Source organism: Bacillus cereus group sp. MYBKT14-1, assembly GCF_051915185.1.
In the GTDB taxonomy this organism is placed as follows: domain Bacteria; phylum Bacillota; class Bacilli; order Bacillales; family Bacillaceae_G; genus Bacillus_A; species Bacillus_A cereus.
The window spans coordinates 429,709-443,551 of sequence record NZ_JBQAEF010000001.1; the positions used below are offsets into that span (position 1 = coordinate 429,709).

Consider the following 13,843-nt stretch of genomic DNA (forward strand, 5'->3'; position numbering starts at 1 on the left):
TTACAATAATTTATATGCACGTACGAGACAAGAATGACAAGCATTTAAGAGAGTGAAGTATGATAGTGCTCTTGAAAGTAGTTATTGCTGTCCATTAGAGCGGGATTAAAGCGACTTTTTCGTGCTGAAATAAGAAGGAGATGTTTATAGATGTTAGATAGAGAGGCTTTGGTAGAATCATACCGCGGACAGTTACAAGTCGTTTTAGAAAGTAAAGTAGAAGAGTTTCAAATGTTCGGTTACGACCGAGTGACAGATGATGACATTTGGAAGTTTCTTAAAGTGAAAAAGTGGAAGAAGATAGACAGCGATGTTAGATTGTATGAATTAGTTAATGACGTATTAACAGTAACAGCTAATGAATATATGACATATTTAACTGTTGAAGCTTACCAAGCGCCACTTTGGTCATTTGATGAGTACGAAAATAAATAACCGACTGCAATTGGTTTGTTCTTCCTTTTGCAGTATAATGATATGTATTGATAAAGAGGAAATAATTATGTCTAAGATTATATATAAAGGAGGTAGTGAAGAGGAAAATAAATGATGGAAGTGTAGGTAGTGTAAAAGCTTACCTATAGAGCTAGTGATGAACTAGCAAAAATTATAGAAAGGAAGTCTACTAACTAGGCGTATGCACACGTATAGCAGTGAATCGTAAGAGATTTATTGAAAGTGTTAGTAGCAGAAAGAGGGTACATATGGCAAAGCGTGGTACGAGAATTGCCGCCTTTTTCCTCATCGTCTTATTAATCGGTGGAGTAATTGGTGCGGCAGGAAAAGACATAGCAAAAGGAATTAGTCTAGGACTAGACCTTCGCGGTGGTTTTGAAATTCTGTATGAAGTAAAACCAGCCAAAAAAGGTGATAAAATCGATCGAGATGTACTTGTAAGTACAGTAGGTGCTCTTGAAAATCGTGTCAATGTTCTCGGTGTAAGTGAGCCGAACATTCAAATCGAAGGGCAAGATCGAATTCGTGTACAGCTTGCTGGTGTACAAGATCAGCAAAAAGCGCGTGAAATGTTATCGACACAAGCGAAATTAACATTCCGTGATGTAGATGACAATCTCCTTATGGATGGAGCGGATTTAAAAGGCGGCGGAGCGAAGCAAACATTTGATGAGCAAGGCCGTGCAAGCGTAGGTCTTACACTAAAAAGCGCTGAAAAATTCCGTGAAGTAACTGAAAAAATTTCAAAAATGCCACCACCAACGAACTTAATGGTAATTTGGCTTGATTTTGAAGAAGGAAAAGATTCATATAAAGCAGAATCTGCAAAACCGAATCCGAAGTTCTTATCAGCAGCAACAGTAAACCAAGTATTTAACCAAGCTGAAGTATCTATCGTAGGTGGAAACTTCACAGTTGAAAGTGCGAAACAACTTTCATCTTTATTAAATGCAGGTGCACTTCCTGTTGATTTAAAAGAAATGTATTCAACATCTGTTGGAGCGAAATTTGGTCAACAAGCGTTAGAGCAAACGATTTTCGCTAGTGCGATTGGTATCGCTCTTATTTTCTTATTTATGCTTGTATTCTACCGTTTACCAGGACTTGTAGCGGTTATTATGTTAGGGTTATACATTTTCGTTACATTACTTGTCTTTAACTGGATGCATGCAGTTCTTACGTTGCCAGGTATTGCAGCGTTAGTGCTCGGAGTAGGTATCGCAGTTGATGCGAATATTATTACGTACGAGAGACTGAAAGAAGAGCTGAAAATCGGTAAGTCCATGATGTCAGCGTTCCGTGCTGGTAACCATCGTTCATTAGCAACAATTTTAGATGCGAATATTACAACTCTTGCAGCTGCTGGTGTATTATTTGTTTACGGTAATAGCTCTGTAAAAGGTTTCGCAACAAGTTTAATCGTAAGTATTTTAGTTGGTTTTATTACGAACGTATTCGGTACTCGTTTCTTACTAAGTTTACTTGTAAAGAGCCGTTACTTCGATAAAAAACCAGGATATTTTGGTGTGAAACAAAAGGATATTATTCCTTTAACAAAAGGTGTAGTACATCCGCCAACAAGATTTGATCGTATTAATTTCGTAAATATCGGTCATAAATTCCTTATCTTCTCGATTGTAGTTGTAATTGCGGGTGCAATTATCTTACCAATTTTCAAATTGAATCTTGGTATTGACTTTGCGAGTGGTACACGTATCGACTTGCAATCAAAACAAGCCGTTACTGTGTCTGATGTTCATAAAGATTTTAAAGAATTGAACATTGATGTGAAGGAAGAAAATATTGTACCGACTGGAGATGACAATAAAGGTTTCGCAGTTCGTACATTAGGTGTTTTATCAAAAGATGAAATTGCGAAAACAAAAACATTCTTCCACGATAAATATGGTACAGATCCAAACGTAAGTACAGTTTCACCGACAATCGGTAAAGAAATTGCACGAAATGCATTTATCGCAGTACTGATTGCTTCTGCGGTTATCATTTTATACGTAAGTATTCGTTTCCGATTTACGTATGCGTTATCTGCAGTACTTGCATTATTACATGACGCATTCGTTATGATTGTTATGTTTAGTATTTTCCAACTAGAGGTAGACTTAACGTTTATTGCGGCAGTACTAACAATCATCGGTTATTCTATTAATGACTCGATTGTTACATTTGATAGAAACCGTGAATTATACAAACAGAAAAAACGAGTGCGCGATATAAAAGATCTAGAAGAAATTGTAAATGCAAGTATTCGCCAAACGCTTGGTCGTTCGATTAACACCGTATTAACAGTGTTATTCCCAGTAATTGCACTGCTTATCTTCGGTAGTGAGTCACTACGTAACTTCTCGTTTGCGTTACTTGTTGGATTAATTGTAGGTACGTACTCTTCTGTTTTCGTTGCCTCTCAAATTTGGTTAATGCTTGAAAACCGTCGTTTGAAAAAGGGGAAAAACAAGAAGAAGGTTGAGAAAGTAGAATCTGAACCGCAAGTATAGAAAAGATGATGTCTCTTTATGAGGCATCTCTTTTTTCGTTTGTGGATACAATAAGATAGCAACTTTTTGACAGAAAGAAGATGGAAGAAAGTGGTGGTGTTATCGCTGTTTTTGTTAAAATAAAAAGATAGGTTAAGAAAAGAAGGGATTTTAATTATGGAAAAAGATGAACGTTTTAAACAGGCCGAGTTTGGTGCTATTGTCGGGATCGTTGGTAATATTATATTAGCGATTGTAAAGGCGGTAATTGGTTATATTGGGAACAGTAAAGCGCTATTAGCGGATGCCGTGCATTCTGCATCAGATGTAATAGGTTCGCTAGCTGTACTTTTTGGATTGCGAGCGGCAAAGCAGCCACCTGATGAGGATCATCCGTATGGTCATGGTAAAGCGGAATCGATTTCAGCGATTATTGTTGCGGTATTATTATTTATTGTGGGACTTGAAATCGCGATTTCGTCTATAAAAGCTTTTTCGCAAGAACTAGAACCGCCGAAAGGAATTACGATATTTGCTGTTGTTCTTTCAATCGTCGTGAAAGAAGGAATGTTTCAATATAAATTCCGATTAGGGAAAAGAGTAAACAGTGATGCAATTATTGCAAATGCATATGAGCACCGTTCGGATGTATTTTCTTCAATTGCAGCTTTAATCGGTATTTGTGCAGCTATAATAGGTGGTAAGCTTGGTATAGACTGGCTTGTATACGCTGATCCAATTGCGGGATTAGTTGTTTCACTTCTTGTTGTAAAAATGGCATGGAACATTGGAGCGGAAGCAATTCATGCAACGCTTGACCATGTTCTTCATGAGGAGGATGTTATTCCTCTTAGAGAAGCAGTTCTTCAAGTGGATGGTGTGAAAAAAATTGGTTCTTTATATGCACGGGAGCATGGTCATTATGTTATTGTCGATATTAAAGTGTCTGTAGATCCATACATTACTGTAGAAGAAGGACACCGTATTGGAAAACATGTGAAAGAAATACTTATGAAACAAGATAATGTACAAAATGTATTCGTACATATAAATCCGTATTCTCCAAATTAAACATCATTAACATTTTAGTATATAGATATTGCATCGTAGTTTGCATTATATTGTCACCCCTTAATCTGTCTTGTATAATGAACAGGTTAAGGGGTGATTTCGTGTTACAACCGAAGACGCGTTGGAAAGAAAAAGAATATAATGACGAGCGAGTGAGTGAATTAGCAAGTAAATTACAGTTATCGCCACTTGTCGTTTCATTATTCCTCGGTAGAGGACTAGATACAGAAGATAAGATTTTAGATTTTTTAAATACAGAAAATCAAGAATTTCATGATCCATTTTTATTAGAAGGAATGGATAGAACGGTAGAACGTGTAAATAAGGCGATTCAAAATGGAGAGCAAATATTAATATTTGGTGATTACGATGCGGACGGAGTAAGTAGTACGACAGTTTTATATCTTGCCCTTCAAGAATTAGGTGCAGAAGTAGAATTTTACATTCCAAATCGTTTTACAGAAGGGTATGGACCGAACGAAGAAGCATTTCGTTGGGCGCATAGCGCAGGGTTCTCGCTAATTATTACTGTCGATACTGGTATTGCAGCAGTACATGAAGCGAATGTAGCGAAAGAGCTTGGAATAGATCTAATTATTACAGATCACCATGAGCCACCGCCAGAATTGCCAGAAGCACTTGCGATTATACATCCGAAATTAGATGGCGGTGTATATCCGTTTCACTATTTAGCTGGTGTAGGTGTTGCGTTTAAAGTTGCGCATGCACTATTAGGCCGTGTACCAGAACATTTATTAGAGATCGCAGTAATCGGTACAGTAGCCGATTTAGTATCACTTCATGGTGAAAATAGGTTGCTAGTGAAACGCGGTTTAAAACATATGCGTATGACAAGAAATATTGGTTTGAAGGCATTGTTTAAAGTTGCTAACGTTTCGCAAAGTGAAATTACCGAAGAGAGTATTGGCTTCTCAATTGCACCTCGTATTAATGCGGTTGGGCGTTTAGAAGATGCTGCGCCGGCTGTACACCTTTTATTATCAGATGATCCAGAGGAAGCGAAAGAGCTAGCTGAAGAAATTGATGAGCTGAACAAACTGCGAAAAGATATTGTAAAGCAAATTACAGAAGAGGCTATCGCTGAAGTTGAAAATAACTTCCCGCCAGAAGAAAATAAAGTATTAGTACTTGCAAAAGAAGGCTGGAACCCAGGGGTAATTGGAATTGTTGCTTCGAAATTAGTTGAACGTTTTTATCGTCCGACGATTGTATTAAGCATTGATCCTATAAAAGAAACAGCAAAAGGTTCAGCACGCAGTATAGCAGGATTTGATTTATTTGCAAATTTATCAGATTGTAGAGAGTTATTACCACACTTCGGAGGACATCCGATGGCAGCGGGAATGACGCTACATATGAATGATGTAGATGAATTACGTCGCCGCTTAAATGAACAAGCAGATGCAATTTTAACAGAAGAAGATTTTATTCCAATTACAGCAGTTGATGTTTTTTGTAAAGTAGAGGATGTAACGCTAGCAGCAATCGAAGATATGCAAAAACTAGCCCCGTTTGGTGTTGGAAATCCGAAACCACGTATTGCAGTAAAAGATGCAGAGTTAGAAAGCATTCGCGCAATCGGATCAGATGGCTCTCATTTAAAAATGGCTCTTCGTGATGGACAAGCAACACTGGATACAATTGGATTTGGTTTTGGTGCATATGCGAAAGAAATCTCTCCAGTTGCAAAAGTATCTGTAATAGGAGAAGCATCCATCAATGAATGGAATAATTTTAAGAAGCCACAACTAATGGTACAAGATATTGCTGTAGAGGCGTGGCAATTATTTGATTGGCGTAGTATGCGCAATGCAGAAGCAAATTTAGCAGAACTTCCGAAAGAAAAAATAACAATGGTGTATTTTTCTGAAGAGGTATTGAATAAATTTTCTTTAGAGGGCTATAAAGAAAAGCTCATGCATGCTTCAGAAGTAACGCATTTAGATGATCAATATATCGTGTTACTTGATTTACCAAAAGGAACAGATGAATTACGTGAGCTCTTTAAAGTAGGATTCCCAGCGCGAATTTATACGCTATTTTATCAAGAGAATAACCACTTATTTAGTACAGTTCCGACGAGAGAACACTTTAAATGGTACTATTCTTTCTTAAGCCAAAAAACACCATTTTCTTTAAGGCAATATGGAGAACAATTATGTCGTCATAAAGGTTGGTCAAAAGATACAGTAAATTTCATGACACAGGTGTTTTTTGAGTTAGAATTTGTTACAATAAAAGATGGCGTCATTTTTATGGCAGACAAAAAACAAAAGCGTGATTTAATTGAATCGAACACATATCGTGAAAAAATGAACCACTTACAATTAGAAAAAGAATTGGTTTATAGCACATATCAGCAACTATATACATGGTTTGAAACGATTCGTAATCATAAAGAAGTAGAACAGTTAGGGTAAAGGATTTGTATTTACAAACCTTTTAGATCTGAGGAGGATTCAGAAATATGGATTTCAAGCAACATATCGCAATTGTACCGGATTATCCGAAAGAAGGTATTGTGTTTAAAGACATTACACCTTTAATGAATGACGGTAAAGCATACAAAGCAGCAACAGATGCAATCGTAGAGTACGCAAAAGAAAGAGATATCGATGTTGTAGTAGGACCAGAAGCTCGTGGTTTTATTATCGGTTGCCCAGTTTCTTATGCGTTAGAAGTAGGATTTGCGCCAGTTCGTAAATTAGGAAAATTACCACGTGAAGTAATTACAGTTGACTACGGTAAAGAATATGGTAAAGATGTTTTAACAATCCATAAAGATGCAATTAAGCCAGGTCAACGCGTATTAATTACAGATGATCTATTAGCTACAGGTGGAACAATCGAAGCGACAATTAAGCTAGTTGAAGAGCTAGGCGGAGTTGTAGCAGGAATTGCATTCTTAGTAGAACTTACTTACTTAGATGGTCGTAAAATGTTAGATGGTTACGATGTATTAGTATTAGAAAAATACTAATCACTATATAGGTAAAACTACGGTGATAAAAAGTACCCGTGAATCTCTTGGAGAGGAGCGGGTACTTTTGTATAATTGAACAAAAAATTATGGTGAAATGTCAGTAAAATCTTTTCCTTTTCACAATTCACAATCATTGGGTTATAATGATAGAATATAATTTATTCTATTAAATAAAGATAAAGTCAATTTTCAATAAAAGGTGATTCGATGGCAAATGAGCAGGTACTAACAGCTGAACAGGTACTCGAGAAAGCAAGTCAATATTTAGCGGATGAAGATATTGAGCTAGTGGCACGTGCCTATGAATATGCACGTGATGCGCATAGCGAACAATATAGAAAATCGGGTGAACCGTATATTATTCATCCGATTCAAGTTGCAGGTATTTTAGTTGATTTACACATGGATCCAGCTACGGTATCAGCAGGTTTCTTACATGATGTAGTGGAAGATACAGAGATTACGTTAGAAGATATTGAACGGGAATTTAACAAAGAAATTGCTATGCTTGTTGATGGCGTTACAAAGCTTGGGAAGATCAAATATAAATCTCACGAACAACAACAAGCAGAAAACCATCGCAAAATGTTTATTGCAATGGCTCAAGATATTCGAGTTATTTTAATTAAACTAGCTGATCGTCTTCATAACATGCGTACATTGAAACATTTGCCTCAAGAGAAGCAGCGTCGCATAGCGAATGAAACGTTAGAAATCTTTGCACCTTTGGCACATAGACTCGGAATTAGTACTATTAAATGGGAGCTAGAGGATACGTCACTTCGCTATTTAAATCCACAACAATATTATCGTATTGTAAATTTAATGAAGCGTAAACGTGCAGAACGTGAAGAATATTTAGACGAAGTAATGACTGGTATTCGTGAGAAATTAAAAGAAGTTGCAATTCAACCTGAGATTTCTGGAAGACCGAAACATATTTACAGTATTTATCGTAAAATGGCACTGCAAAATAAGCAGTTCAATGAAATTTACGATTTATTAGCTGTACGTGTCGTTGTAAATAGTATTAAAGATTGTTATGCTGTGCTTGGAATTATTCATACGTGCTGGAAGCCGATGCCAGGTCGTTTTAAAGATTATATTGCAATGCCAAAAGCAAATCTATATCAATCTCTTCATACGACTGTAATTGGACCGAAAGGTGATCCACTTGAAGTGCAAATTCGTACGAAAGAAATGCACGAAATTGCAGAATTCGGGATCGCGGCACACTGGGCATACAAAGAAGGAAAAACAGCAGAAACAACAGGTACATTAGAGAAGAAACTCACATGGTTCCGTCAAATATTAGAATGGCAAAATGAAGCTTCTAATGCAGAAGAATTTATGGAGTCATTAAAAATTGATTTATTCTCTGACATGGTATTCGTCTTTACACCGAAAGGCGATGTAATGGAATTACCACTTGGATCTGTTCCGATTGATTTCGCGTATCGTGTCCATTCGGAAATTGGGAATAAAACAATTGGTGCAAAAGTAAACGGGAAAATGGTGACGCTGGATTATAAATTAAAAACAGGCGACATCATTGAAATTTTAACGTCGAAACATTCATATGGCCCAAGCCAGGATTGGGTAAAACTTGCTCAAACATCTCATGCGAAAAATAAAATTCGTCAATTCTTTAAGAAACAACGTAGAGACGAAAATATTGAAAAAGGCCGTGAACTTGTTGAAAAGGAAGTACGTGGTCTAGAGTATGAGATGAAAGAAGTATTGGCGCCGGATAACTTAAAACGCGTCGCTGAGAAATTTAACTTTGCAAATGAAGAAGATATGTTTGCAGCAGTTGGATATAGCGGAATTACAGCTTCGCAAATTGTTACGCGACTAACGGACAAGTTCCGCAAACAACGCGAAGAAGAAGAAATTGTTGAAGTTAAAGAAGTCCGTAAACCGATGAAAATTCGAAAATGGGATTCTGGTGTAAAGGTAAGCGGTGCTGATAATTTATTAATCCGTTTATCGAAATGCTGTAACCCAGTTCCGGGCGATGATATCGTTGGGTATATTACGAAAGGCCGAGGTGTATCAATTCACCGCCGTGATTGTGTAAATGTTCATACAGAAGAAGCTGTAGAACGATTATTAGAGGTAGAGTGGGAAGGTAGCCCTGAAAAAGAAATTGAGTATAACGTTGATATTGAAATTTCAGGTTACGATCGCCGCGGTTTATTAAATGAAGTACTGCAAGCTGTTACAGAGACGAAAACATACATTTCAGCTGTTTCTGGTAGAAGTGACCGTAATAAGATGGCAACAATTAATATGTCAATCTCGATTCGTAACTTACAACACTTGAAAAAAGTAGTAGAACGCATTAAACGCGTTCCAGAAATTTATGCAGTACGACGCATGATGCATTAATAGGGAGTGTAGAAAGATGAGAGTTGTTTTACAACGATCAAAGAAAGCGTCTGTCACAGTAGACGGTGAGATCGTAGGACAAATTCCGTTCGGTTTAACATTACTAGTTGGCATTACGCACGAAGATACAGAAAAAGATGCAACTTACATTGCGGAAAAAATTGCAAACTTACGTATTTTTGAAGATGAGAGCGGAAAGATGAATCATTCTGTACTTGATGTAGAAGGACAAGTTCTATCTATTTCGCAATTCACATTATACGGAGATTGCCGCAAGGGCAGACGTCCAAACTTTATGGATGCTGCGAAACCTGACTATGCAGAGCGTTTATACGATTTCTTTAATGAAGAAGTTCGTAAACAAGGATTACATGTGGAAACAGGAAAGTTTGGAGCAATGATGGACGTTTCTTTGATCAATGATGGTCCGGTGACCTTAATTGTAGAAAGTAAATAGTGTTCATAAAAAAGAGAGGGTTATATAATCCTCTCTTTTTTATACATTGTTGTATGTTTTGTTCATTTATTTGGAATCAATAGCAGTTTCGGTTATGTATAACTCTCTCATCAATATGGAACAATAAAAAGTAAAACATCCATATTGAATGTGAGGGATATACGTATGCGTATGAATGAAAAAGGGCATTCTGTTACAAATGGTGCAAATCAACTGTTTAACGTGAATTTTCATGATTTTATTTCAAAAGAGCAAAACAATACTTCAATGGAGCTTGCTTCCGAGTTTGGGATTTCTCTTCAAGATGTAAAGCGTTTAAAGAAGCAGATTGAACGTTCTTAGAGCACTTGACAATCCTACTTAACAAACGTATAGTAATTTTATATTTACATATGAATATAACCGTTGATAGAGAAGAGTAAATGAGACACACATGGAAAGAGAAGGAATGTCTTAGGCTGAAAACATTTCTGCATGATGACTGATTGAATGACACTCTAGAGGTTTCAACTTGAACGGCATATATGCTTAGTAGGGATGAACGCATATTTAAGCGTTATTAAAAAAGTGGAAGCATACGTGCTTCAATTAGGGTGGCACCACGGGTATAATACTCTCGTCCCTACTGTTTAAACAGTAGAGGCGGGAGTTTTTTTATTTTTATTAAGATTAAAACAATTTGAGGAGGAACTGAATATGTCTATTCAAATCCCACGCGGAACGCAAGATATTCTTCCAGGCACTGTTGAGTTATGGCAGTATATCGAAGGGCAAGCACGCGAAATTTGCCGTCGTTACAATTATAAAGAAATTCGTACACCAATCTTTGAACACACTGAGCTATTTTTACGCGGTGTTGGTGATACGACAGATATCGTACAAAAAGAAATGTACTCATTCCAAGATCGTGGAGAGCGTAGCTTAACATTACGTCCAGAAGGTACTGCACCTGTTGTACGTTCTTACGTTGAAAATAAAATGTTTGGTGATGCGACACAACCAACGAAATTATACTATATCGGTCAAATGTTCCGTTATGAAAGACCACAAGCAGGTCGCTATCGTCAATTCGTACAATTCGGTATCGAAGCAATCGGCAGTAATGACCCTGCAATTGATGCAGAAGTAATTGCACTTGCTGTTGAATTTTACCGCGGCATGGGCTTAAAAAATATTAAAGTTGTATTAAACAGTTTAGGTGACGCAGCGAGCCGTCAAGCACACCGTGATGCATTAATCGCACACTTTGAGCCACGTATCGGCGAATTCTGTTCTGACTGTCAATCTCGCTTAGAAAAGAACCCACTTCGAATTTTAGACTGTAAGAAAGACCGTAACCATGAATTAATGGGAACAGCACCATCTATTACAGAATACTTAAACGAAGATTCAGCAGTATACTATGACAAAGTTCAAGAACTATTAACGATGATGGATGTTCCATTTGAAAAAGATCCGAACTTAGTGCGTGGTTTAGACTACTATCAACACACTGTTTTTGAAATTATGAGTGAGGCAGAAGGTTTCGGTGCGATCACTACATTAAGCGGTGGTGGCCGTTATAACGGACTTGTACAAGAAATCGGTGGACCAGAAATGCCAGGTATCGGTTTTGCAATGAGTATTGAACGTTTAATTATGGCGCTAAAAGCTGAAAACATTGAATTACCACTTGAACATAGCATTGATTGTTATGTTGTAGCGCTTGGCGAAAAAGCGAAAGACCATGCTGCAAAAGTTGCGTTCGATCTTCGTAAAGCTGGATTGTCAGTTGAAAAAGATTATTTAGATCGCAAAATGAAAGCACAATTTAAATCAGCAGATCGTCTAAAGGCGAAATTTGTAGCTGTATTAGGAGAAGATGAGCTAGATAAAGGCATCATTAACTTAAAAGATATGGCAACAGGTGAACAAGAAGAAGTGGCGTTAGATGTATTTGCTTCATACGTAGCAGAGAAATTAATATAGGGGGAACTTACAGTGGCTGAAAGAACACATGCATGTGGAAAAGTAACAGTAGAAGCTGTTGGACAAACAGTTCAATTAAAAGGTTGGGTACAAAAACGCCGTGACTTAGGTGGATTAATCTTTATCGATTTACGTGACCGTACAGGTATCGTACAAGTTGTATTTAACCCAGAAACATCAAAAGAAGCGTTAGAAGTAGCAGAAACAATTCGTAGCGAATACGTATTACACGTAGAAGGTACAGTTGTTGAACGTGGTGAAGGCGCAATTAATGACAATATGGCAACTGGTCGTATTGAAGTACAAGCGACAAAAGTAAATGTACTAAATGCAGCGAAAACAACGCCAATTATCATTGCTGATGATACAGATGCATCAGAAGATGTGCGTTTAAAATATCGTTATTTAGACTTACGTCGTCCTGTAATGTTCAACACATTCAAAATGCGTCACGATGTAACAAAAACAATTCGTAACTTCTTAGATACAGAAGAGTTCTTAGAAGTAGAAACACCAATTTTAACGAAAAGCACGCCAGAAGGAGCTCGTGACTATTTAGTGCCAAGTCGTGTACATGATGGTGAATTCTATGCATTACCACAGTCACCACAGTTATTTAAACAGCTTCTTATGGTCGGCGGATTTGAGCGTTACTATCAAGTAGCACGTTGTTTCCGTGATGAAGATTTACGTGCGGATCGTCAACCAGAATTCACGCAAATCGATATCGAAGCTTCATTCTTAACACAAGATGAAATTTTAGATATGATGGAGCGTATGATGACGAAAGTTATGAAGGATGCAAAAGGTGTAGAAGTGAGTGCACCATTCCCTCGTATGAAATATGCTGATGCAATGGCTCGCTACGGTTCTGATAAGCCAGATACACGCTTTGAAATGGAACTAACAGACTTATCTGAGTTTGCAGCAGATTGTGGCTTTAAAGTGTTTACAAGTGCTGTAGAAAGCGGCGGACAAGTAAAAGCAATTAATGCAAAAGGTGCTGCAAGTAAATATTCTCGTAAAGACATCGATGCATTAACTGAATTCGTGAAAGTATACGGTGCAAAAGGTCTAGCTTGGCTTAAAGTTGAAGAAGACGGCCTAAAAGGACCGATTGCGAAATTCTTCGGTGAAGAAGATGCAAATGTGTTAATGAGCACATTAGAAGCTACTGCTGGCGACTTATTACTATTCGTAGCAGATAAGAAGAGCGTTGTTGCAGATAGCTTAGGCGCACTTCGTTTACGTCTAGGTAAAGAGCTTGAGTTAATTGATGAAAGTAAATTTAACTTCCTATGGGTAACTGATTGGCCACTACTTGAGTACGATGAAGATGCAGATCGTTACTTCGCAGCTCACCACCCATTCACAATGCCATTCCGTGAAGACGTTGAGTTACTAGAAACAGCACCAGAAAAAGCACGTGCACAAGCATATGACCTTGTATTAAACGGTTATGAGCTTGGTGGTGGATCACTTCGTATTTACGAGCGTGACGTACAAGAAAAAATGTTCAAAGCACTTGGATTCTCACAAGAAGAAGCGCAAGAGCAATTCGGATTCTTATTAGAAGCATTCGAATACGGTACACCACCACACGGCGGAATCGCATTAGGTTTAGATCGTCTTGTTATGTTACTTGCAGGCCGTACGAACCTTCGTGATACAATTGCATTCCCGAAAACAGCAAGCGCAAGCTGCTTATTAACAGAAGCTCCAAGCCCAGTTGCAGAAGCGCAGCTTGAAGAACTGAACTTAAAATTAAGCTTGAAAGAAGAGAAGTAAGAATAGGGTCTAGATGGTTATACTATAACCGTCTAGACTTTTTTTGAGAGGTTGTTTAAAAAGTCCGGTTTAGATAACTGTCGCATCTCATCGTTGCTTCGCCAGTCCGGTGCTCGAGTAGTGTTTCTACACTGCGCTCCTCCTGGCTTCAGCGCCTCGATCTGCTCGGTTCTCTAAATCCTCCTTTTTAAACGTGTATTTAGGAAGAAATAAAAT

The 13,843-nt window shown here is 37.7% G+C and carries 10 protein-coding genes and 1 other annotated feature; all 10 genes read left to right on the forward strand.

Annotated features, from left to right (window positions below; genetic code table 11):
• The first annotated feature begins 150 nt into the window (after positions 1-150).
• Entirely contained in the window at positions 151-435 is a 285-nt protein-coding gene (locus ACTFO4_RS02355) for a post-transcriptional regulator (RefSeq protein ID WP_000886980.1), read from the forward strand.
• Positions 436-704: 269 nt separating this feature from the next.
• Positions 705-2,969, forward strand: a complete 2,265-nt coding sequence (gene secDF / locus ACTFO4_RS02360) for a protein translocase subunit SecDF (protein ID WP_063537531.1) — start codon at positions 705-707, stop codon at positions 2,967-2,969.
• Between the two features lie 156 nt (positions 2,970-3,125).
• On the forward strand, positions 3,126-4,019 hold the full coding sequence (locus ACTFO4_RS02365; RefSeq protein ID WP_061457724.1) for a cation diffusion facilitator family transporter: 894 nt from the start codon (positions 3,126-3,128) through the stop codon (positions 4,017-4,019).
• Positions 4,020-4,120: 101 nt separating this feature from the next.
• Positions 4,121-6,460 carry a single-stranded-DNA-specific exonuclease RecJ gene (recJ, locus tag ACTFO4_RS02370; protein WP_061457723.1) on the forward strand — a complete coding sequence of 780 codons (2,340 nt, stop codon included), beginning with the start codon at positions 4,121-4,123 and terminating at the stop codon, positions 6,458-6,460.
• Positions 6,461-6,507: 47 nt separating this feature from the next.
• Positions 6,508-7,020 (forward strand): adenine phosphoribosyltransferase, encoded by a 513-nt coding sequence (locus ACTFO4_RS02375; protein WP_000346215.1) that lies wholly within the window; start codon positions 6,508-6,510, stop codon positions 7,018-7,020.
• Between the two features lie 210 nt (positions 7,021-7,230).
• A complete protein-coding gene (gene relA, locus ACTFO4_RS02380; protein WP_001262795.1) occupies positions 7,231-9,414 on the forward strand; it encodes a GTP diphosphokinase in 2,184 nt (727 codons plus the stop codon).
• A 16-nt stretch (positions 9,415-9,430) separates the two neighbouring features.
• On the forward strand, positions 9,431-9,871 hold the full coding sequence (locus ACTFO4_RS02385; protein ID WP_001266965.1) for a D-tyrosyl-tRNA(Tyr) deacylase: 441 nt from the start codon (positions 9,431-9,433) through the stop codon (positions 9,869-9,871).
• A gap of 165 nt (positions 9,872-10,036) precedes the next feature.
• Complete coding sequence (locus ACTFO4_RS02390; RefSeq protein WP_001242605.1) at positions 10,037-10,213, forward strand: hypothetical protein; 177 nt, start codon at positions 10,037-10,039, stop codon at positions 10,211-10,213.
• Between the two features lie 54 nt (positions 10,214-10,267).
• Positions 10,268-10,498 (forward strand) — a binding site (T-box leader).
• Between the two features lie 69 nt (positions 10,499-10,567).
• Positions 10,568-11,839 carry a histidine--tRNA ligase gene (gene hisS / locus ACTFO4_RS02395; RefSeq protein ID WP_000027084.1) on the forward strand — a complete coding sequence of 424 codons (1,272 nt, stop codon included), beginning with the start codon at positions 10,568-10,570 and terminating at the stop codon, positions 11,837-11,839.
• A gap of 12 nt (positions 11,840-11,851) precedes the next feature.
• A complete protein-coding gene (gene aspS, locus ACTFO4_RS02400) occupies positions 11,852-13,627 on the forward strand; it encodes an aspartate--tRNA ligase (protein ID WP_000840891.1) in 1,776 nt (591 codons plus the stop codon).
• Positions 13,628-13,843 lie beyond the last annotated feature (216 nt).

Excerpts from the sequence above, each read along its gene's own strand:
- ACTFO4_RS02355 (WP_000886980.1), top strand. The coding sequence starts at position 151 with ATGTTAGATAGAGAGGCTTTGGTAGAATCATACCGCGGACAGTTACAA.
- secDF (WP_063537531.1), top strand. The coding sequence starts at position 705 with ATGGCAAAGCGTGGTACGAGAATTGCCGCCTTTTTCCTCATCGTCTTA.
- ACTFO4_RS02365 (WP_061457724.1), top strand. The coding sequence starts at position 3,126 with ATGGAAAAAGATGAACGTTTTAAACAGGCCGAGTTTGGTGCTATTGTC.
- ACTFO4_RS02375 (WP_000346215.1), top strand. The coding sequence starts at position 6,508 with ATGGATTTCAAGCAACATATCGCAATTGTACCGGATTATCCGAAAGAA.
- relA (WP_001262795.1), top strand. The coding sequence starts at position 7,231 with ATGGCAAATGAGCAGGTACTAACAGCTGAACAGGTACTCGAGAAAGCA.
- ACTFO4_RS02385 (WP_001266965.1), top strand. The coding sequence starts at position 9,431 with ATGAGAGTTGTTTTACAACGATCAAAGAAAGCGTCTGTCACAGTAGAC.
- ACTFO4_RS02390 (WP_001242605.1), top strand. The coding sequence starts at position 10,037 with ATGCGTATGAATGAAAAAGGGCATTCTGTTACAAATGGTGCAAATCAA.
- hisS (WP_000027084.1), top strand. The coding sequence starts at position 10,568 with ATGTCTATTCAAATCCCACGCGGAACGCAAGATATTCTTCCAGGCACT.